This window comes from Streptomyces sp. NPDC002868 (genome assembly GCF_055563295.1).
In genome coordinates, this window is record NZ_JBVHDR010000004.1 from 98,175 (window position 1) to 116,562 (window position 18,388).

Genomic DNA, 18,388 nt, shown 5'->3' on the forward strand with positions numbered 1-18,388 from the left:
GGGGTCTGCGTCATGACCGCGACCATTTTTGATAAGCCCGCGGTCGAAGAGCGGGCCTCTTCTTCGTTGCCGCTGCGACTCACGCTGGCGCCGGCCGGCACCGCTCCGACTCTGATCGACGGTGCGTGGTGGCCCCGCTCCCGCGACCTGACCGCTGAACTTCCCGCGCTCACAGCCGTACTGGACCCGCTGTGGGGGCGGATCACTCGCGTCACGGTGAACCCCACCTTCTGGCCGGTCATCCCGCGCCGGGTGCCCGTCGCCGGGCATCTGGTGCACGTGGGCTGGTTCAAGGCCGAGCAGGACCCCCACAAACTGCTGCTGCTCTCCTATACCGCCGGCCGCTGGGACCTGCTCGTGATCCCACCGGAGACCAGCCCCGACACAGCTGCCCGGCTCATGACCGCCGCCGCCGACCCGTTGCGCGTCCTGACCGCGAGCGGCCTGATCCAGGAGGCAGAGTTCTTCCGGATCGCGGCCGAGGCCGACTGGGACTCGACCCGGGAGCGGGTCTGGGACTCCGAAGGCGGCCATGGAGCAGGCCGCCGGATCTCACGATCACCCGCCCAGGCAGTCACTGCCGCCCAGGCAGTCACCGCACAGATACCGGATCCGACGGAAGGCAAGTGAGGATCATGGGCACCTTCGTCACCATCCTCGTGATCACGGCGATGATCGCTCTGGGCGCGCTCGCGATCCACATGCTCAACGCCCAGCACAGCGAACGCATCGCCGATGGTGTCGGCGGCTTCGGACGGCTGTGGCCACGACGTCGCGCCCGGAAGTGAGCCACCATGCGCAGTCGGCCCTTGCCGAAGGGCCCTCCGAGCGGCAGCAACCCATGACTGCCGATTCCAGCACCCCGACTTCCGGCACCCCGACTCCTCTCCTGCTCCTCGCGGACACAAGCGATCAGCCGATAACTCCCGGCGCGGCCGTGCTGAGAATGGAGACAACCTCCAGCCGGGTGGGGCTTTTCGACGGCGCGTGGTGGCCACGTTCCCGCGCCATCGAAACCCAACTGCCCGGCCTGATCGTCGCCCTGACCACCCGACTGGGACCCATCGCACGCGTCGGCCTGGACGCAAGCGCCTGGGACCACGCTCCCGGCCACTTGGTCATCGACGACCGCACAGTCCGTATCGACTGGTCAGCCGTCGACGACCACACCATGATCATCACTCGCGGGCCTCAGGACCACTTCTCCTTCCTGGTGATCCCGCCACACGCCGACGCCCACGCCGCCCATGCCGCGATGACCATGGCGGTCCAGGACGACAACTGCACGTCAGCGGAGCAGATACTCCTCTTGACTGCCATGTAGACAGAACGTTCTGTCTACATGGCAGAACTCCCCTGTCCGTCAGCTGTCAAGCCAGAGGAGACAGACCGGTCTGTTAGCGTGGGAGGCATGTCCGCTCAGTCCACCCCACCCGCCCCCGCTTCCAGGTCATCCGCCCGTACTCGCCTCGTCACGGCTGCGGCGGACATGTTCTACGCGGAGGGCATTCACTCCGTGGGCGTCGACCGCCTCATCGCCGCCGCCGGGGTGACCAAAGCGACGTTCTACCGGCACTTTCCCTCCAAGGAAGACCTGGTCGTCGAGTACCTCCGCCTGCGGGACACGGAGATCCGGTCCCAGGTCGAGCACACGACCGCGAAGGCCCCGGACCCCCGCGAGGCATTTGCCGCCGTGGTCGAGTGGCTGGCCGATGAAGTGTGCGGTGCCGGATTCCGCGGCTGCCCCTTCATCAACGCCGCAGCCGAGTACCCCGACCCGGCCCACCCGGTCAGGCTCCTGATCACCGAGCACCGCACCTGGTTCCGCGGGGCGGTCGCCGACCTGCTGCGTGCCGTCGGCCACCCCGACCCCGTACCGGCCGCGGCGTCTCTCCTGCTGCTGCGAGACGGCGCGATGGTCGGCGGCTACCTCGACGGAGACGAGGTCCGGGACACCATGATCCGCACAGCCGACGAGCTGCTCAAGGACGCCGACGGCTGAACCATGGCACCAGCGGGGCCCGGCTGCACCCCACCCCGCCATGACCAAGGGTTATGGCTGCGGTAGAAAGCAAGTCTTGGACGTATGGGCGGGGTGCGGCGCAGAGTCGTGGCATCAATCAGGCCGTACGCAGCGGAGAGCGGCGGCCGCACCGCAGCTGAGGGACGCGCCATGACCACCATCGCGACTGCCAAGGACACCCTCGACGGGCGGCGGCTGATCGTCGTCGGCGCCGGCTCGCACGTCGGGAGGCAGCTCGCCGAGGCCGCATCGGCAGCGGGAGCCGAGCTGGTCCTGGCCGGGCCCGATGCGGGGAAGCTGGAGAAGACGGCGGCCGGTCTTGCCGGGCCGGCGCGGATACAGCCGGTCGATCTGGCCGACGAGGACTCGATCACCGCCCTCACCGCGCAGGCGGGCGCCTTCGACCATCTGGTCTCCACGGCGGCGATGCCCGCCAACGGTCCGGTCGCCACGCTTGAACTCGCCGCAGTGCAGCGCGCGTTCGCGGCCAAGGTGATCGGTCCGCTGCTGCTCGCCAAGCATCTGGCGGGGCAGGTGAACGAGGGCGGCTCCTTCACCTTCTTCTCCTGCGTGGCCGCCTGGCGGCCCGCCCCGGAGCGGGTGGTGATGGCCACGACCAATGGCGCACTGTCCTTTCTGGTCGAGGCGCTCGCGGTGGAGCTCGCGCCGGTCCGGGTCAATGCCGTATCGCCCGGCATCGTCGACTCGGGGGCCTGGGACGGCCTCGGCGAACGCAAGGAGGAGTTTCTGCGGGGCATCGCGGAGCGCAATCCGGCGCGGCGGGTCGGCACCCCCGACGATCTGGTCCAGGCCGTGCTGTACGCGATCGCCAATCCCTTCGTCAGCACCGTTCTGCACGTCGACGGCGGCGGCCGGCTCGCCTGACGCTCATACCTCCCTCTGCCGACGGGGGCCCGCCGGCAGAGGTCCGTGCCTACTCCACGCGCGGGGAACTCGCGTTCCAGTCCGCGCACAGCGCCCAGATCACGAAGATGCCGATCGCGATGCCGATGAGCCCCCAGAGCGGCAGGTACGGCAGCCAGATGAAGTTCATGATGATGATGAGGCCCGCCAGCGCCACACCCACTGCGCGGGCCCAGCCCGCGTTCCTGAGGATGCCAACGCCGGTGACGGCCGCGATCGCGCCGATGATCAGGTGGATCCAGCCCCAGGCGGTCAGGTCCCACTCGAAGACGTAGCTGCCGATGCGCGTGTAGACGTCGTCCGCGGCTATGCCCGCGATGCCGTTGAGGATGCCGAGGATGCCGTCCACGAGGAGCAGGACTCCGGCGAACATGGTGCCGCCGGCCGCCCATGCCTGGCCGCGGCCGGGAGCGGGCGCGGGGGACCGGGTGGTGCCGGACGAGGTCGATGCCTGCTGTGCCATGAGAGCTCCTTGGTCGGGATGACTCCGAGCGTGAGCGGGAGCCTCCCGCTCGACCACGCGGACGCGTCCATTCGGGTGAATTACCGGCGCTTGCGTGATCGTGCGGGTACAGAGCGCAGTCGGCTGGTGGACCTGGAGCTGACCGCGGGCCAGCGGGCAAGGCTGGACGCGGCGAGGTGACACCGCCTCAGGCGGGCGGCTGCCAGGCGGGGCGCTCGGCGTCGTGCAGCAGTCCGATCAGGGAGCTGCGCGCCCGCGCCACCCGGGAGCGGACGGTGCCCACCGGACAGCCGCTGACCTGGGCGGCCTCGGCGTATTGCAGTCCCAGCAGCTGCGTGAGAACGAACGCCTCCCGTCGCTCGTCCGGGAGGGTCGCCAGGAGTTCGGCCAGAGCGATGCCGTCGTCGAAGCCCGGCAGATTCCGGGACTGGGCGCGCTCGGCGGCCGACTGCCAGTCGTCCGTGTCCGCGAGCCGGGGGCGCGCGGCGGTGTAGCGGAGGCTGTCGATCACCGCGCGGCGGGCTATGGAGAGCAGCCAGGTGCGGGCCGACGAGCGGCCTTCGAAACGGTGCAGGCTGCCCAGCGCCCTGAGGAAGGTGTCCTGGGTCAGATCGTCGGCGGCTTGCGGGTCCGCGCTGAGGTAGGCGACGTACCGGCGTACGTCGCGGTGCAGTGCGCGCACGAATCGCTCAACGGCCAGTGGGTCACCGCCGCGGGCGGCGAGCGCCCACGCGGTGATCGCGTCGTCGTGACCGGTCGTACATCGCGGCATGGTCGAGGTGAGGGCAGCGTTCATCGCCTGGTGTCCTTCTCGGGAATCCGGGATCCGGACCGGCATGTCTGCGGGCCCGGTGAGTCGTACGGCCGCACGCGAAGGGCGCGGCCGATGCCCGAGCGCCGGGGGCTGACCCCATGGCGGCATCGGGAAGCCGGCTGTCAGTTGACAGCGGTCCCGGCGGGCGGACCCCGAGAAGTGAGGACGTGAACGAGCAGCCGCTGCCGGGGCGTACGCGTGACACGGTTCCGGCGCGGGCGGACGCGTGGCCGGTGCGGCATCGCGGGGACGCGGACCGGCAGACACAGTGGTGCGACGAGCCAGCCGGCGACGGCGCGCAGGATCCGGAACGCCGCCCGCTCGCCGTACGCGAGCCAGAGGCCGCTCAGCAACGCGGCCAGCAGATGGGCGGCGAGCATTCCGGTCGACGACATGCCGCTCATGTCGTGGCTGGTCGGTGTCATGGATGCCATGGACTGCATTGCGGACCCGGCATGGTGGTGGTGCATGGGCTGCGCGGGCTCAACTGCCGTCTGGGACAAGGAGAACGCGGTGTGCAGTGCGCTCTGGGCGACCAGGGCGAAGGCCACAACCGGGAACAGGCCGTACTCCCGCCCGGCCAGACACCACGCCGCCGCGCCGGTCACCGTGACTCCGGCGACCGGCGCCCACCAGGGAAGACCCGCCTTCGACATGAGCACGTGGCCGATGGTGGCGAGCAGCACGCAGACGGCCGCGAACACCGCAGCCCGTACCGCGCGCACACCCCGTCCAGCAATCATGGCGGGCTCATCCTTGCATTCGCCGCGAGTTCTTCAAGGGTGGATACGGGACTTCCCGAGCGCCGCTCGAGGTTCGGGCACGTGATTCAAGCCATAGAAATCCGCGGGAACTTGAGGGGCGGTCCGGCCGACTCCTGGCACGACTGGCGAGACCCGGGCACTCGGGTGGAACCGCCCGGGGCAGCAACAGATGGAGAGGGTGCCTGTGGGGGCAGAGCAGAAAGTGGTGGGCGCCGCGGCGGGCACGAGGCGTCGGACGAGTGCCACGACGGCGCTGCTGACCTGCGCCATGGCGTTCTCGATGATGCAGCTGTTCCTGCTCGGGGCGCTGGGCCCGCGGCTGGTGGACGAGCTGGATGTATCGCCCACCATGCTCGGTCTGACGACGACCATCGGCTTCGGCGCCGCGGCCGTGCTCTCACCGGTCGGCGGCCGGGTGGTCGACCGGGTGGGGCCGCGCCGCTGTCTGGTCGCGCTGCTCCTCGTCTCCGCCGTGGCGCTGGCGCTGATCGGATCGGCGCCCGGCGTCGGCCTGCTGCTGGCGGCGGTCGCGCTCGGCGGGCTGCCGCAGGCGCTGGCCAACCCGGCCACCAACAAGGCGATCCTGGCCACGGTGCCGCCCCAGCGGCGCGGCTCTGTGACCGGGATGAAGCAGTCGGGCGTACAGCTCGGGGCGTTCGCCGCGGGACTGCCGCTCGCCGCGCTGGCCGGGGTCGCGGGCTGGCGGGGCGCGGTGTGGACGGCAGCGGTGGCGGCCGCGGGGGCAGCCCTCTGGGCGGCGCGCGGACTGCCCGCCGATCCGCCGCCGGTCTCCGCCGGACCGCGCTCGTCGCTGGTGCCCCGGGGCGCGATCGCCTGGCTCGCGGTCTTCTCACTCCTGCTGGGCTGCGGGATCGCGTCGGTCAATACGTACCTGGCGCTGTACGGCGCGCAGCGGCTCGGCCTCGGCCCCACGGCCGCCGGTGCGCTCGTGGCCGTACTGGGTGTCGCGGGTGTCGCGGGCCGGGTGGGCTGGTCGAAGGTGGCCGGGCATCCCGGCCGTGCCGTGTGGCTGCCGGGCGGTCTCGCCGCGGGGTCGGTGGCGGCTGCGCTGCTGCTTGCGGGCGCGTCCTTCGTGCACCCGCTGGCGTAGGTCGCGGCGGTCGCCGTCGGCGTCTTCGCGGTCGCCGCCAACGCGGTGTCGATGGTGCTGGTCATGCAGCGGGCGGCGCCCGGGCGGGCGGGGCAGGACTCGGCGCTGGTCTCGGCGGGGTTCTTCGCCGGGTTCGCGGTCGGACCCCCGCTGTTCGGTCTGCTGGCCGAGTCCGGGCACTACGGGCCCGGGTGGGTGCTGGTCGCGGGTGAGTTCGCGGGGGCGTGTGCGGTCGCGGTGTGCTGGGCCGTACGGGACCGGCGCGAGGCGCGCGCGTGAGTACGCCGCTGAATACGCCGCATTGGGCCGAGCCCGCCCTGGCCAGGGTCCTCGACCGGGTCGCCGTGACCCGGACCGAAGTCGGCGACCGATTCCCCCTGTACGCGGACCAGGAGGCCGGGCGGTGGACGACGGCCAAGCGCGGCTCGTGGACCGGCGGATTCTGGGCGGGGCTGCTGTGGCTGCGGGCCCGGCACACCGGTGACGTACGCGACCGGGAGGCGGCCCGGGCCACCACGATGCGGCTCGCCGACTGGGTAGGGGCCGACACCGCGACCCGCGGCCTGATCCTCTGGTACGGCACCGCCCTCGCGGACGATCCCGGGGCCGTGGCGCTGCAAGAGCGCGCGGCACGCGCCTGCCTCGATGCGTACGACCATGAACTCGGGCTGGTTCCTTGGGGATCGGCCTTCGGCGACCCCCGGCACGTGGCGCGCGTGGACGGCGCACCGGGCATGGTGCCACTGCTCGCGTCGGTGAACGCCAAAGCGGCCGAATCCCATCTGCGCGCGCATCTCGGACTCGGCTCGCCCGGGTGGAGCCGTGGCCGTGCCTGGTTGCTGATCGCGGTGGCGGACGCACTGCGGTGCCTGGACGTGCCCGATCTTCGTGGTGTGGCACCGGAGTTGACGCCTTCGCGACGTGTTCCGCTCGCTGCCGAGGAGCGTCCCGACGGACCCCTCGACACCTCCGCCGCCGCCATCACGGCTGTGGCCCTGCTCAAACTCGGGCAGCGCGAGCATGCCGTCGCGGTGCTGGAAGAGCTCGTACGCGTACATCTGGCGGCCAACGGCGCGCTGCGGCACGGCTGCTACGACTTTGGCAGTGGCACCGCCACACAGCACGAACTGGTGTGGGGCAGCTTCTTTCTGGCGTTCGGACTGGCCGTGCTGACGGGGCTCGTCGACGCCCACTCCGCCTAGGATGTACGCAGCACCCGCCGCGCCACGGAAGTGATGTGCAGTTCGTCCGGGCCGTCGAGTATCCGCGCCATCCGTCCCGTGCGGAACAGCGCGGGCAGCGCCGTGTCGGGGCCGAGACCCGCCGCGCCGTGCACCTGGATCGCCGCGTCCGCGACCTGCTGGAGCATGCGGGCCGCCGCGACCTTCGCCAGGCCCACCTCCACATGGGCGTCGCGCCCGACGTCGAGGTGCGCCACCGCCTCGTACACCAGCGGGCGGGTGGTGCGCAGGGCAAGCAACGCCTCGAAGATATGGCGCTGGACGAGCTGCAGGTCACCGAGCGGTCCGCCTGACCGGCCCGACCGGGTACGGGTGATCGCCCGCTCGCGCATCAGGTCGAAGGCGCGGCTTGCCTGGCCGAGCCAGCGCAGACAGCGCAGGGTGCGGCCGAGCTGGAGCCGCTCGCCGGCGATCGCCAGGGCCTTGCCGCGTTCGCCGAGCAGGCGATCGCCGTCCACGGGCACCGCGTCCAGGGCGATCTCCCACTGGCCGCCCGCCCCCAGCACGGGCAGTTCGCGCACCACCCGGAAGCCGGGCGAGTCCGTGCCGACGAGCAGCAGCGAAAGACCTTCGCGGTCCGGCGGCACACCGTCGGTGCGAGCGAGGACGGTGACCAGGTCGGCGTCGGCGGCAGCGCTGGTGAACCACTTGCGGCCGCTGACGCGCCACGTGCCGTCCACGGCGGGCTCGGCCCGGGTTTCGGTGAGGAAGGGGTCGGTGCCGGGGGTTTCGGGTTCGGTCATGGCGTAGCAGGAGCGGATCTCGCCCTCGACCAGCCGCTTCAGATACTGGTCGCGTACGTGCGCGCTGCCGTGCCGCCGCAGCATCAGCACGTCCAACAGGGACTCGGAGCCGAGTACGACCGGCCCGTGGTCGCTGGCGCCCTCGGCCTCGGCGATATGCGCGTACGACAGGAGGGACAGCCCCTGGCCGCCGAGTTCGGCGGGGAGGGGCAGCGCCCACAGGCCCTGCTCCTTTGCCTCGTGCCGGAGCCCGCACAGCACGGCGGCGGCGTCCGGGCCGCCCAGGTCGAGCACGGGCTCCCGCGGCATGACCCGGTCCCGTACGAAGTCAGCGACCCGGTCTCTCAACTCCCTTATATCGGGCGGACATGGGGGAAGTCCGGCCGTCGCCGACGCCTCACACTGCACCACTTTCCGCCGCCTTCCGGGAACCCATGGGAACGACTGTCCGACTGCCTCTCACACGGAACTGGTCGGGCGCGACGGCTCCCGGGTTCCCACCACTTCGGGGAGAGCACAGGCATGGCACCAGGCATGGCATCAGGCACCGCATCACCGGCCACCACGCGAGCGGTCCGGCCGCTGGACGGACTGCGGGTGCACACGTCGGGGCCGCCGGGACCGGGCGCCGGGCTCGTGGCGGAGCATCTGCGGCTGCTGGGCGCGGAGCCCTCGAGCGCTTTGGGCCCTCGTACCGCCGGTTCTCGTACCGCCGGTTCCCATGCCGCCGGTTCTCATGTCGCCGGTTCTCATGTCGTCGTCGAGGGCGCGGGGTTCGACGGGCTCGCCGCCCGGGCCGTATGGAGCGAGGCCGCGGGCGACCTCACCGACGAGGCCACCGTGCAGGCCGCCACCGGGATCATGGCGGTGCACGGGCGGCGCGACGGTGGCCCGCGCGGCATCGCGGCCGACTACGCCGCCACCGCCACCGCCGTACTGACCGTGCAGGGCGTGCTGGCGGGGCTGCTGGCCCAGGCACGCGGCGGACAGGTCGCGCAGGTGTCGACCAGCGCCGGCCGGGCGGGGCTGCTGGCCGTCTCGCAGTATCTGGCCGCGGCCGGAGCGGAGGAGGGCGAGGCGGCCGAACTCGCCCCGGGCGGGCCGCCCTTCACATCCGCCGAGGGGACCGTCTTCGAGCTCGAGACCCTGGACCCGGGAGCGTGGGCCGCGTTCTGGCGCACGCTCGGCGCTCCGGAAGAAGCGATACGGGCGGGCTGGCGGCCCTTCCAGTTCCGTTACGCCACGGCCTGCGCGCCCTTCGCCGAAGTCCTGCACACCACCGTCAACGGATGTTCCTGGGAGCGGATCCGGTACGCCGCCAAGGCGTCCGGCGCGGAAGTGTGCCCTTTGCGCTCCCTCGCCGACAGGGGCATCGCCGACGCCCCGCCGTGGGCACTGACCTCGTACGAAGCGTCCTACTCCTCGAGATACTCCTCGAGCACACCCCCGCTCGGCCTGCCGCTCGCCGGGCTGACCGTCCTGGAGGCCGGACGGCGCATCCAGGCCCCGCTCTCCGCACACCTGTTGGGCCTGCTCGGCGCGGAAGTCGTCCGTATCGAGCCGCCGGGCGGCGACCCGTTGCGCGGTATGCCGCCCGCCTGCTCCGGGATCTCGGCGCGCTGGCTCGCGCTCAACCGGGGCAAGAAGGCCGTCGAGTTCGACATCAAGTCGGACCATGACCGGCGGCGGCTGCGCGAGATGGCGGCCGGAGCCGACGTCTTCCTGCACAACTGGGCCCCGGGCAAGGCCGCCGAGCTCGGCCTCGACCGTGAGCAGCTGGCCGCCGCCAACCCCGCGCTCGTCTACGCGTACACCAGCGGCTGGGCGGACCGGCTGCACGCGGCGCCCATGGGCACCGACTTCATGGTGCAGGCCCGTACGGGTGTCGGCGAGGCGGTCCGGCCGGCCGACGAGCCACCCGCGCCGTCCCTGATGACCCTGCTCGATGCGCTCGGCGGGCTGCTCGGTGCGGAGGCTGTGCTGGCCGGGCTGCTGCTGCGGGAGCGCACCGGCAACGGCGTACGGGTGGACTCATCCCTCCTCGGGGCGGCCGACGTCCTCACCGCGCCCGCGCTCCGTCGTCTCGCGGACGGCCGGGGCACGCGCCGTCCCGCCGGATTCCGCCGCCCCTTGCCCACCGCCGACGGCTGGATCGCGCCCACCGACTCCTGCGCGGTCGCGGCCGCGGCGTACGACCTGCGCGAACTGCCCACGGCCGAGGCGCTGGCGCAGCTGCGCGCGCACGGACTGACCGCGACCGCGGTCACCGCCGATCTGGCGGCTCTGCAGGACGACCCGCGCTTCGCCGGCTCGATCAGCCGCGACGCGCATGGTGCCCCTGCCGTTCCCGACCCCTGGAGCTTCCTGTGACCGTCGCCCTGCACGACCTGCTGCCCGCCGACCTGCGCCGCTCCTGGACGGTCGACGGCACCTGCCCCGATCTCGACGTGTACAGCCTCTACCGGGCGCGCCAGATCGCCGACCTGCATCGCACCGCGGTGATCGACGCCAAGGGGAAACTCTGTTACACGGCGCTCGACCGCAAGGTGCGGTGTCTGGCCGCCGGCCTCACCGGCCTGGGCATACGCCCGGGCGATGTGGTCGGCGTACAGCTTCCGGGCGGCCGCAACGCCGTCATCGCCGACCTGGCGCTGGCCGCGATCGGCGCGGTCGCGCTCCCGTTCCCGGTGGGCCGGGGCGGACGCGAGGCGGCCTCGCTGCTGAGCAGATCCGAGGCGGTCGCCGTGATCGCCGCCATCGAGCACAGGGGCTGCCCGCACGCCGCCGATCTGCTCGCCCTCGCCAGTAAGCCCGGCGAGCCCGGCGAGTCCGGTGAATCCGGTGAATCCGGTGAACTGCCCGCCCTGCGCACGGTGATCGCCGCCGGGCCGGGCACCGCGCCGGAAGGCTCCGTACCGCTGTCGCGGCTGCTGCGTACGGACGCGAGCGCCTTCGTCCCGGCCCGCCCTGACCCCGAGTCCGCCGTACGCATCCTGGTCTCGTCAGGCTCCGAGGCCGAGCCCAAGATGATCGCGTACTCGCACAACGCGCTGGCCGGCGGCCGCGGCAACTTCCTGGCATCCCTGATGAAGGACGGGCAGCCGCCGCGCTGCCTCTTCCTCGTCCCGCTCGCCTCCGCCTTCGGCAGCAACGCCACGGCGGTCGCCCTCGCCCGGCACGGTGGAACCCTCGTCCTGCTCGACCACTTCACGCCCGAGGCGGCCCTGGACGCCATCGCCGAGCACGAGCCGACGCATGTGCTGGGCGTGCCGACGATGATCCGGATGATGCTCGACCGGCTGGCCGAGCGGCCACGTGAACTCCCGGCGCCCACCGCGCTGGTGCTCGGCGGCTCGGTCCTCGACGCAGCCACCGCGGACGAGGCGCGCCGCGTCTTCGGCTGCCCGGTGGTCAATCTGTACGGGTCGGCGGACGGCGTCAACTGCCATACGGGGCTTGGCGACGAGGCTCTGAAGCCGGCCGGTCCCGGCGTGCTCGCGGGCCACCCGGACCCGCGCGTCGCGGACATCCGGATCGCGGTCCAGGACACCCACGAGATGGAGGAGGTGCCCGCGGGCACGGTCGGCGAGATCGTCGCCCGCGGCCCGATGACCCCGCTCTGCTACGTCGGCGCGCCGGAGCTCGATGCCCGCTACCGCACGGCCGACGGCTGGGTGCGCACCGGAGACCTCGGCATCCTGTCGGAGGACGGCGTGCTGCGGGTCGTGGGCCGCCTCAAGGACGTGGTGATCCGCGGCGGCGCGAACATCAGCCCCGCCGAGGTCGAGATCGAACTGGCCGCGCATCCGGGGATACGGGACGTGGTGTGCGTCGGCGTCCCTGACCCGCTGATGGGCGAGCGGCTCGCGGCCTGCGTGGTCGCCCGGGACGGCCACGCCCCCACGCTCGACGACCTGTGCGCCCACCTCGACGCCCGTGGCCTGGAGCGCCGCAAGCACCCGGAACGCCTGCTGGTGGTGGCGGCGGTTCCACTGACCCCGGCGGGCAAGCCGGACCGGGCGTCCCTGCGGGAGCAGTTCGCCGGTGATCCGTTGGTTCAGGCGGTCTGACCCGCGGGATCGTCCTCAATCGCCGGACGGGCCTGAAGATCAAGCCCGTCCCGGCGCAGGGCTCAGACCCCGGCCATCGCCTTCTTCAGCGCCGACGCCGCATCGCGGTACACCGGCAGCAGATCCAGGTCCTTCCCCGGGAAGTTGACGATCTTCACCTGCTTCGCGCCCGTGTCGGGCAGCACCGTCCCCGTCGACATATGCGCGTTGTCCAGAACCAGCGCGGGCTTCTTCGCCGACAGGTCCGAGAGCTGCTTTGCGGTCACGGCCTCGGGACCGTACGTCCCCACCACCTCCGCGCCCGCCAGTTTCGCCGACCACGCGGTGAAGACCTGCGTGACGACCGCAGGGGCCTTGCCGCCCGGCCACGCCGCCTTCAACTCCCGCTGCAGATCCGCGTACTGCGTCCCGAAGGTCTTCTGCCACGTCGCTGCCGCGTCCTGCGTGCCGAACAGCTTGCCCAGCCGGGTCACTTCCGCGCTCGCCTTGTCCGCGTCGTTGTCGAGATTCACCTCGACCAGCTCGGCGTCCGAGCCTGCCGCCTCCTTGATCTTCTCGGCGTACGGCTCGAAGGGCGCGTAGAGGACGAAGTCGGCGTCGGCCACCGCCGCGAGGTCGGACGGCTTCGGGTCGTAGTCGGGGGCGTGCTGCACCGACTGCGGAACGATGACCTTGACGTCCTTGGCACCCGCGGCCTTGGCGAAAGCGCCCTCCCACGTCGTCGTCGCCACGACCACCGGAGCCCCGTCGTGCGGGTGCCCGCCGTCGCCGGACGAGGAGTCCGAGGTGTCCGAACTGCCGCAGCCGGACGTCAGGGCGAGGGCCGCGGTCAGTGCGACGAGGGGTGCCGCGAGGGAGGGGAAGCGGACGCGGTTGCGCGCCATGGGCGGGTTCTCCGTTCAGGTACGAGATGGACGCCGAGGGCCACTGCCCCGGCCGTCAGGACGAGGACAGGACCGGGCGGCAGGTCGAGGGAGAGTGCGACGAGGAAGCCGGTCGCGTTGACGGCGACGCCGATGGACACCGCCCACGCGGTGATCGACTTCAGCGAGGAGCCCAGGCGTCGCGCGGCGAGCGCGGGCAGCAGGGTCAGCGCGTCGACCAGCAGCGCGCCGGTCAGCTTGATCGCGCCGGCGACGGCCACCGCGACCAGGACGAGCAGGAGGAGCGTCAGCCGCTCGACCTGCACACCTGAGCAGAGGGCGAGTTCACGGTCGTACAGCAGCAGGGCGATGTCACGCCGCCGCCACCAGAAGAGCCCCGGCACCAGGACGGCGAGCGCCCCCAGCACCCACAGATCAGCCGTACCCACCGAGAGGATCGAGCCCCACAGCAGCGCGAACGCGCCCGCGGCGTTGACCCCTGAGACGGCGAGCACCAGCAGCGCGGCCGCGATGGCGAGACTCATCAACAGGCCCATCGCGCCGGAGAGTCCGTCCGGTGTACGGGCGAGCGGCGCGACTCCGGCGCCGGCGAGCGCACACGCGAGAAGCGCGCACAGCATGGGGTCGAGGCCGGTCAGCAGGCCCACGGCGATCCCCAGCAGAGCCACGTGCATCATCGCGAAGCGCACCGGCATGATGTCGAGCCCGACGATCACCACGCCGATGACCGGGAGCCCGACGGCGGCCACCAGCAGGGCGACGCCGGCCCGTTGCACGGGTACGAGCTGCAGCAGTTCGCCGAGACCGGCGGCGAGGTCGGTGGCGTGGTCGGCGGCGAGAGTCATCCGGCCTCCCGCAGCCGCCCGGCGGCCATCTCGAGCACCCGTTCACAGCGGTCGGCCAGCGCCCGGTCGTGGGTCACCACGACGAGGGTCGCGGGCAGCGCCAGCAGTACGTCGGCCGCCTCTTCCTGGCCGGCGAAGTCGAGCGCGGCGGTGGGCTCGTCGGCCAGCAGCACTCCGGCCCCGGCGGCGACGGATCCGACCGCCCGCGCCAGATACATACGCTGCAACTGTCCCCCGGACAGGGTGTGCAGCGGCCGCCGGTCCAGCTGCCCCACGCCCAGCTTCTCCGCTGCGTCCGCCGCCTCCGCGGGAGCTCCGCTGCTCGCCAGCAACTCCCCTGCTTGCAGCGGGAACCGTCCGGCCGCGGGCTTCTGCGGAATCCACGCACACGCCCGCCGCCGCCAGGCCCACTCCGCGGCGGTACGCGCCTGCCGCCCGCCGACCAGGATCTCGCCGTCGGCCGTGCGGTGCAGGCCGAGCAGGGCCCGCAGCAGCGTGGTCTTGCCGGATCCATTGGTGCCGGTCAGCGCCACGCGCTCACCGCCGGCGACGTCGAGATCGACGCCGCGTACGGCATCCACGCGGCCGTGCCGGCAGCCGATGTGGCGCATCCGGATGTCCAGCCCGCCCATTCCACCTCCCAGGTCACGGGAGAGGAGTCGGACGACGGGGCGGTTCGGTTCCCGCGCTCTGCCAGGTCACTGACCTCGCCAGGTCACTCCCCGGCCCGCACCACCACCACCGCCGCCGCCCGCACCGTACTCCCGTCCCCGAACCGCAGGACGAACTCGACCCGCTCGCCCAGCTTCAGCTCCGGCGGGTCCTCGACCATCACGTCCCCCACCGCCGGGGACATCTTCAGCTCGCCGCCCGCCGGCACCTTCAGCGCGGGCACCGCCTCCATCCGGCCCGCGCCGTCCGTCTCGACGTCGCGGGCCAGCATGGTGGGGGAGCCGAGCAGCGGTGCGTCGGCCGAGACCAGAGTGGCGTCGGTGCCGCCGGTGTTGCGCAGGTCGATGTAGGCCACCGTGTCCCGGTCCGGTAGCGGCTGGACGAGGCGGGCGCGGGTGACGGTGATCTCGGCGGGCGGGGTGCCGGCCGCGCCGCTCGTCACGTAGGCCGTGAGCAGGGCGAGCGCCACGGCGCAGGCCGCCACCGGGACCAGTACGGCCGCGGCCACGGCTGCCCGGGTCCCGGGGAGGTCGTCGGAGCCTTCAGCGGAGGCTGAGGTCATCGGAGCCCCTCCGGGCGTCGGCGGCGGAACGGTAGGTGACGCGCGCCGGGTTCGCGGGCCGGGTGCGTGGCTGGGACCTGTGGGTACGCAGCCGCAGGCTGTTGCCGACGACCAGCACGGAGCTGGCGGACATCGCGAGCGCCGCGAACATCGGGTTGAGCCAGCCGGTCGCGGCCAGCGGCACGGTGACCACGTTGTAGCCGAAGGCCCAGACGAGATTGGCCCGGATCGTGGTGAGCGTGCGGCGGGTGAGGAGTACCGCCGCGACGACCGCCGCCATGTCCTCCCGTACGAGAGTGATGTCGGCGGCCCCGATGGCCGCGTCCGTACCGCTGCCCATGGCGATGCCGAGGTCCGCGGATGCGAGGGCGGCCGCGTCGTTGACGCCGTCGCCGATCACCGCGACGTGCCGCCCCTCTGCGCGCAGCGAGGCGACCAGCTCCGCCTTGCCCTCGGGGCTGACGCCCGCGTGCACGGCGGTGATGCTCAGCGCACGGGCGACCGTCCGCGCCGCGGCCGGTCCGTCGCCGGTCACCAGGACCGGCTCGATGCCCAGGCGCTTCAGCTTGGTCACCGCGGCGCCGCTGGAGGGCCGCAGGGTGTCCCCGACGGCGAGCAGCGCCACGGGCCGGGAGTCGATCTCGACGACGACCGCCGTGAGCCCTGCCTCCTCGGCGCGCAGCAGGCCGGCGTGCAGGGCGTCCGGGAGCGGGCCCGCCGCGCGTGGACTGCGTACGGAGATCTCCCGGCCCTCGACCCGGCCGTGCACGCCCTCGCCTCGCACGGCCCGGAAGCCGGTCACCTCGGGCAGCGCGTCGTCGCCGGTCTGCCGGCGAGCGGCGGCCACCAGGGCGCGGCCGATGGGGTGTTCGGACCCGTACTCCACCGCACCCGCGAGACGCAGCACGGCCGCGGCGTCCGGCCCCTCGACCACCACCGTCTCGACGAGCGTCATACGGCCCGTGGTGAGCGTGCCCGTCTTGTCGAAGACCGCGGTGTCGACGCGGCGCAGCCGCTCCAGCGCGCCCGGCTCCTTGATCAGTACGCCGAGCTGCGCACCGTGCCCCGTTGCCGCCAGGAACGCGGTCGGCGTCGCAAGGCCCAGGGCGCACGGGCAGGCGACGACAAGGACGGCAACCGCGGCGGTGACGGCCGCCTCCGGCTCTGCACCGGCCCCGAGCCAGAAGCCGAGCACGCACGCCGCGACCGTCACGATCGCCGGGACGAACACCCCGGCGATCGCGTCGGCGAGCCGCTGGATGCGCGCCTTGCCCGCCTGGGCATCGGTCACCAGCCGGGTGATACGGGCGAGTTGGGTGTCGGCTCCGACGGCGGTCGCGCGGACGACGAGCAGCCCTCCGGAGTTGACGGCACCACCCACCACGCGACAGCCGGGCCCCACTTCCACCGGTGTCGACTCACCGGTGACCAGGGAGAGATCCAGCGCCGAGCTGCCCTCGGTCACCACCCCGTCGGTGGCGATCTTCTCGCCCGGCCGGACCATGAACTCCTGGCCGGTCCGCAGCTCCGGCACCGGGATACGGCGGCTGCCGCTCCCCTTCAACTCCACGTCCTTCGCTTCGAGTCCGGCGAGCGCCCGGAGCGCGGACCCGGTGCCGTGCCTGGCACGCGCCTCCAGATACCGGCCGGTGAGGACGAAGAGCGGAACGCCGACCGCGGCCTCCAGATACACATGCGCGGTTCCGCCGTCCGCGCTGGGCAGCCAGCTGAACGGCATCCGCATGTCCGGATCGCCGGCGCCGCCGAAGTACAGGGCGTACACGGACCAGAGGTAGGACGCGATCACGCCGAGGGAGACGAGGGTGTCCATGGTGGCCGTGGCATGCCGCAGGCCCCGCAGTGCCCGGGCGTGGAAGGGCTCGGAGCTCCAGACGACGACGGGGCCCGCGAGGGTGAAGCAGAGCCACTGCCAGTAGTCGAACTGGAGGGCGGGGACCATGGACAGGACCAGGACCGGGACCGCCAGCGCGGCGGTGATCAGCAGCCGCTCGCGGCCCTCGGCCCGCTCCTCGTCGCCGCCGTCGTCGTCGGAAGTCTCGTCGGCCGGTGGCGTCGGCAACTGGGCGGTGTAGCCCGCACGTTCCACCGTGGAGATCAGCTCGTCCGCGCTCACCTCGGGCGGATGCGCGATCCGGGCCAGGCCGGTGGCCAGATTGACGGTGGCGCTCACCCCGTCGATGCGGTTCAGCTTCTTCTCGACCCGGGCCACGCACGCCGCGCACGTCATGCCGCCGACCAGCAGGTCCGTCATCGGCCCTCCCCCGCGCCGTGCATGCCGGGCATGCCGGGCATACGGTCGGGGCTCTCCTCGACGCGGTGCAGGCCCGGCGCCACCGGACCGACGGCACGCCCCACCGCGTACGAGACGGCCGTCAGCGCGAACACCAGGAGCACGAACCCCACCAGAGCCGGGGGCGCGGGTATCCGTGAAGTCCTCATGCATCCATACCGTAAGGGGGTATGGACACGAGGCGAACCCCCCGGCGCTGTGAGGAACAACAGCGCCCCCGCCGGGAACCCGCGGGGGCACCGCTCCGACTGCGTCCGGTCAGATCCGGCTGGCGAGTCGGCCGGCGATTACTGGCGGCGCGCCCAGGGCCGGGCGATCATCGGGACATGAGCCCCACGATTCATCTCGCCCAGCAGCCCGAGGCCGACGAACTGCTCGGCCGCAGTCCGCTCGCCGTCCTCGTCGGCATGCTGCTCGACCAGCAGGTCCCCATGGAGTGGGCGTTCTCCGGCCCGTACACCATCGCGCAGCGCATGGGCAGCGACGATCTCGACGCCGCCCAGATCGCCTCGTACGACCCCGACGCCTTCGCCGAGCTGCTGAAGCAGAAGCCCGCTGTCCACCGCTACCCGGGAAGCATGGCCAAGCGGGTGCAGCAGCTGTGCCAGTACCTGGTCGACAATTACGACGGCGACGTGAGCGCCATCTGGCGCGATATGGCGACCGGGGACGAGCTGCTGGCGCGGCTGAAGGCGCTGCCGGGCTTCGGCGAGCAGAAGGCGAAGATCTTCCTGGCGCTGCTGGGCAAGCAGTTCGGAGTGCAGCCCAAGGGCTGGCGCGAGGCGGCCGGGGCGTACGGCGAGAAGGGCTCGTACCGCTCGGCCGCCGACATCACCGGGCCCGAGTCACTGGCCAAGGTGCGCGAGTACAAGCAGGAGGCGAAGCGCGCCGCAAAGGCGGCCAGAGAGACCTGACGTCCCGCTGTGCTCGCTCGGCGTGTTGAAGTGGATGGATCACGTCC

21 protein-coding genes are annotated in these 18,388 nt (G+C 72.4%); 11 read left to right on the top strand and 10 right to left on the bottom strand.

Annotation, left to right across the window (positions count from 1 at the left end; genetic code table 11):
- Positions 1 to 12: 12 nt before the first annotated feature.
- The 5 genes from ACZ3H8_RS14445 (at position 13) to ACZ3H8_RS14465 (ending at position 2,908) form a co-directional block, all read left to right on the top strand.
- Positions 13 to 630, top strand: coding sequence for a DUF5994 family protein (locus ACZ3H8_RS14445; RefSeq protein WP_467401473.1), 618 nt, complete (start codon positions 13 to 15; stop codon positions 628 to 630).
- 5 nt (positions 631 to 635) lie between these two features.
- Positions 636 to 788, top strand: a complete 153-nt coding sequence (locus tag ACZ3H8_RS14450; RefSeq protein ID WP_307662460.1) for a hypothetical protein — start codon at positions 636 to 638, stop codon at positions 786 to 788.
- A 158-nt stretch (positions 789 to 946) separates the two neighbouring features.
- Complete coding sequence (locus tag ACZ3H8_RS14455; protein ID WP_467401476.1) at positions 947 to 1,324, top strand: DUF5994 family protein; 378 nt, start codon at positions 947 to 949, stop codon at positions 1,322 to 1,324.
- 87 nt (positions 1,325 to 1,411) lie between these two features.
- Positions 1,412 to 2,002, top strand: coding sequence for a TetR/AcrR family transcriptional regulator (locus tag ACZ3H8_RS14460; protein WP_467401478.1), 591 nt, complete (start codon positions 1,412 to 1,414; stop codon positions 2,000 to 2,002).
- A gap of 171 nt (positions 2,003 to 2,173) precedes the next feature.
- Entirely contained in the window at positions 2,174 to 2,908 is a 735-nt protein-coding gene (locus ACZ3H8_RS14465; protein ID WP_467401480.1) for an SDR family oxidoreductase, read from the top strand.
- 49 nt (positions 2,909 to 2,957) lie between these two features.
- Here ACZ3H8_RS14465 and ACZ3H8_RS14470 read toward each other — a convergent pair whose 3' ends face one another.
- The 3 genes from ACZ3H8_RS14470 to ACZ3H8_RS14480 form a co-directional block, all read right to left on the bottom strand.
- Positions 2,958 to 3,410 carry a DUF7144 family membrane protein gene (locus ACZ3H8_RS14470; RefSeq protein ID WP_467401483.1) on the bottom strand — a complete coding sequence of 151 codons (453 nt, stop codon included), beginning with the start codon at positions 3,408 to 3,410 and terminating at the stop codon, positions 2,958 to 2,960.
- 187 nt (positions 3,411 to 3,597) lie between these two features.
- Positions 3,598 to 4,206, bottom strand: coding sequence for a sigma-70 family RNA polymerase sigma factor (locus ACZ3H8_RS14475; RefSeq protein WP_467401486.1), 609 nt, complete (start codon positions 4,204 to 4,206; stop codon positions 3,598 to 3,600).
- Positions 4,207 to 4,346: 140 nt separating this feature from the next.
- Positions 4,347 to 4,967 carry a hypothetical protein gene (locus ACZ3H8_RS14480; RefSeq protein ID WP_467401488.1) on the bottom strand — a complete coding sequence of 207 codons (621 nt, stop codon included), beginning with the start codon at positions 4,965 to 4,967 and terminating at the stop codon, positions 4,347 to 4,349.
- A gap of 205 nt (positions 4,968 to 5,172) precedes the next feature.
- Between ACZ3H8_RS14480 and ACZ3H8_RS14485 the strand changes: the two genes are divergently transcribed.
- Genes ACZ3H8_RS14485 through ACZ3H8_RS14495 form a run of 3 tightly spaced genes read left to right on the top strand, consistent with a single transcriptional unit; the run spans position 5,173 to position 7,301 of the window.
- On the top strand, positions 5,173 to 6,099 hold the full coding sequence (locus ACZ3H8_RS14485; RefSeq protein WP_467401491.1) for an MFS transporter: 927 nt from the start codon (positions 5,173 to 5,175) through the stop codon (positions 6,097 to 6,099).
- A gap of 51 nt (positions 6,100 to 6,150) precedes the next feature.
- Positions 6,151 to 6,378: a hypothetical protein gene (locus tag ACZ3H8_RS14490; protein WP_467401493.1), complete on the top strand. Its 228-nt coding sequence runs from the start codon at positions 6,151 to 6,153 to the stop codon at positions 6,376 to 6,378.
- Complete coding sequence (locus ACZ3H8_RS14495; protein ID WP_467401495.1) at positions 6,375 to 7,301, top strand: sugar ABC transporter permease; 927 nt, start codon at positions 6,375 to 6,377, stop codon at positions 7,299 to 7,301. The genes ACZ3H8_RS14490 and ACZ3H8_RS14495 overlap by 4 nt, the downstream gene beginning before the upstream one ends.
- Here ACZ3H8_RS14495 and ACZ3H8_RS14500 read toward each other — a convergent pair.
- On the bottom strand, positions 7,298 to 8,440 hold the full coding sequence (locus tag ACZ3H8_RS14500; RefSeq protein WP_467402272.1) for an acyl-CoA dehydrogenase family protein: 1,143 nt from the start codon (positions 8,438 to 8,440) through the stop codon (positions 7,298 to 7,300). The two genes, ACZ3H8_RS14495 and ACZ3H8_RS14500, sit on opposite strands and share 4 nt — an antisense overlap.
- Before the next feature lie 177 nt (positions 8,441 to 8,617).
- On the opposite strand from ACZ3H8_RS14500, the gene ACZ3H8_RS14505 reads away from it, so the two are divergent.
- Entirely contained in the window at positions 8,618 to 10,453 is a 1,836-nt protein-coding gene (locus tag ACZ3H8_RS14505) for a CoA transferase (protein ID WP_467401498.1), read from the top strand.
- Positions 10,450 to 12,153 carry a class I adenylate-forming enzyme family protein gene (locus tag ACZ3H8_RS14510; RefSeq protein WP_467401500.1) on the top strand — a complete coding sequence of 568 codons (1,704 nt, stop codon included), beginning with the start codon at positions 10,450 to 10,452 and terminating at the stop codon, positions 12,151 to 12,153. Before ACZ3H8_RS14505 ends, ACZ3H8_RS14510 begins: the two co-directional genes overlap by 4 nt.
- A gap of 62 nt (positions 12,154 to 12,215) precedes the next feature.
- Here the strand turns inward: ACZ3H8_RS14510 and ACZ3H8_RS14515 are convergent, their stop codons facing one another.
- The 6 genes from ACZ3H8_RS14515 to ACZ3H8_RS14540 all read right to left on the bottom strand — a co-directional run bounded on the left by ACZ3H8_RS14515 (position 12,216) and on the right by ACZ3H8_RS14540 (position 17,576).
- Positions 12,216 to 13,037, bottom strand: a complete 822-nt coding sequence (locus ACZ3H8_RS14515) for a metal ABC transporter solute-binding protein, Zn/Mn family (protein ID WP_467401502.1) — start codon at positions 13,035 to 13,037, stop codon at positions 12,216 to 12,218.
- Positions 12,983 to 13,882: a metal ABC transporter permease gene (locus ACZ3H8_RS14520; RefSeq protein WP_467401504.1), complete on the bottom strand. Its 900-nt coding sequence runs from the start codon at positions 13,880 to 13,882 to the stop codon at positions 12,983 to 12,985. The genes ACZ3H8_RS14515 and ACZ3H8_RS14520 overlap by 55 nt, the downstream gene beginning before the upstream one ends.
- Positions 13,879 to 14,514, bottom strand: coding sequence for an ATP-binding cassette domain-containing protein (locus tag ACZ3H8_RS14525; protein ID WP_467401507.1), 636 nt, complete (start codon positions 14,512 to 14,514; stop codon positions 13,879 to 13,881). The genes ACZ3H8_RS14520 and ACZ3H8_RS14525 overlap by 4 nt, the downstream gene beginning before the upstream one ends.
- An 83-nt stretch (positions 14,515 to 14,597) precedes the next feature.
- Positions 14,598 to 15,116, bottom strand: coding sequence for a copper chaperone PCu(A)C (locus ACZ3H8_RS14530; RefSeq protein WP_467401509.1), 519 nt, complete (start codon positions 15,114 to 15,116; stop codon positions 14,598 to 14,600).
- Positions 15,097 to 17,388: a heavy metal translocating P-type ATPase gene (locus tag ACZ3H8_RS14535; RefSeq protein WP_467401512.1), complete on the bottom strand. Its 2,292-nt coding sequence runs from the start codon at positions 17,386 to 17,388 to the stop codon at positions 15,097 to 15,099. The genes ACZ3H8_RS14530 and ACZ3H8_RS14535 overlap by 20 nt, the downstream gene beginning before the upstream one ends.
- Positions 17,385 to 17,576, bottom strand: coding sequence for a hypothetical protein (locus ACZ3H8_RS14540; RefSeq protein WP_398992621.1), 192 nt, complete (start codon positions 17,574 to 17,576; stop codon positions 17,385 to 17,387). The genes ACZ3H8_RS14535 and ACZ3H8_RS14540 overlap by 4 nt, the downstream gene beginning before the upstream one ends.
- A 177-nt stretch (positions 17,577 to 17,753) precedes the next feature.
- Between ACZ3H8_RS14540 and ACZ3H8_RS14545 the strand changes: the two genes are divergently transcribed.
- A complete protein-coding gene (locus tag ACZ3H8_RS14545; RefSeq protein ID WP_467401515.1) occupies positions 17,754 to 18,341 on the top strand; it encodes an HhH-GPD-type base excision DNA repair protein in 588 nt (195 codons plus the stop codon).
- Positions 18,342 to 18,388: the final 47 nt, after the last annotated feature.

Excerpts from the sequence above, each read along its gene's own strand:
- ACZ3H8_RS14445 (WP_467401473.1), top strand. The coding sequence starts at position 13 with ATGACCGCGACCATTTTTGATAAGCCCGCGGTCGAAGAGCGGGCCTCT.
- ACZ3H8_RS14450 (WP_307662460.1), top strand. The coding sequence starts at position 636 with ATGGGCACCTTCGTCACCATCCTCGTGATCACGGCGATGATCGCTCTG.
- ACZ3H8_RS14455 (WP_467401476.1), top strand. The coding sequence starts at position 947 with ATGGAGACAACCTCCAGCCGGGTGGGGCTTTTCGACGGCGCGTGGTGG.
- ACZ3H8_RS14460 (WP_467401478.1), top strand. The coding sequence starts at position 1,412 with ATGTCCGCTCAGTCCACCCCACCCGCCCCCGCTTCCAGGTCATCCGCC.
- ACZ3H8_RS14465 (WP_467401480.1), top strand. The coding sequence starts at position 2,174 with ATGACCACCATCGCGACTGCCAAGGACACCCTCGACGGGCGGCGGCTG.
- ACZ3H8_RS14470 (WP_467401483.1), bottom strand. The coding sequence starts at position 3,410 with ATGGCACAGCAGGCATCGACCTCGTCCGGCACCACCCGGTCCCCCGCG.
- ACZ3H8_RS14475 (WP_467401486.1), bottom strand. The coding sequence starts at position 4,206 with ATGAACGCTGCCCTCACCTCGACCATGCCGCGATGTACGACCGGTCAC.
- ACZ3H8_RS14480 (WP_467401488.1), bottom strand. The coding sequence starts at position 4,967 with ATGATTGCTGGACGGGGTGTGCGCGCGGTACGGGCTGCGGTGTTCGCG.
- ACZ3H8_RS14490 (WP_467401493.1), top strand. The coding sequence starts at position 6,151 with ATGGTGCTGGTCATGCAGCGGGCGGCGCCCGGGCGGGCGGGGCAGGAC.
- ACZ3H8_RS14505 (WP_467401498.1), top strand. The coding sequence starts at position 8,618 with ATGGCATCAGGCACCGCATCACCGGCCACCACGCGAGCGGTCCGGCCG.
- ACZ3H8_RS14515 (WP_467401502.1), bottom strand. The coding sequence starts at position 13,037 with ATGGCGCGCAACCGCGTCCGCTTCCCCTCCCTCGCGGCACCCCTCGTC.
- ACZ3H8_RS14520 (WP_467401504.1), bottom strand. The coding sequence starts at position 13,882 with ATGACTCTCGCCGCCGACCACGCCACCGACCTCGCCGCCGGTCTCGGC.
- ACZ3H8_RS14525 (WP_467401507.1), bottom strand. The coding sequence starts at position 14,514 with ATGGGCGGGCTGGACATCCGGATGCGCCACATCGGCTGCCGGCACGGC.
- ACZ3H8_RS14530 (WP_467401509.1), bottom strand. The coding sequence starts at position 15,116 with ATGACCTCAGCCTCCGCTGAAGGCTCCGACGACCTCCCCGGGACCCGG.
- ACZ3H8_RS14535 (WP_467401512.1), bottom strand. The coding sequence starts at position 17,388 with ATGACGGACCTGCTGGTCGGCGGCATGACGTGCGCGGCGTGCGTGGCC.
- ACZ3H8_RS14540 (WP_398992621.1), bottom strand. The coding sequence starts at position 17,576 with ATGAGGACTTCACGGATACCCGCGCCCCCGGCTCTGGTGGGGTTCGTG.
- ACZ3H8_RS14545 (WP_467401515.1), top strand. The coding sequence starts at position 17,754 with ATGAGCCCCACGATTCATCTCGCCCAGCAGCCCGAGGCCGACGAACTG.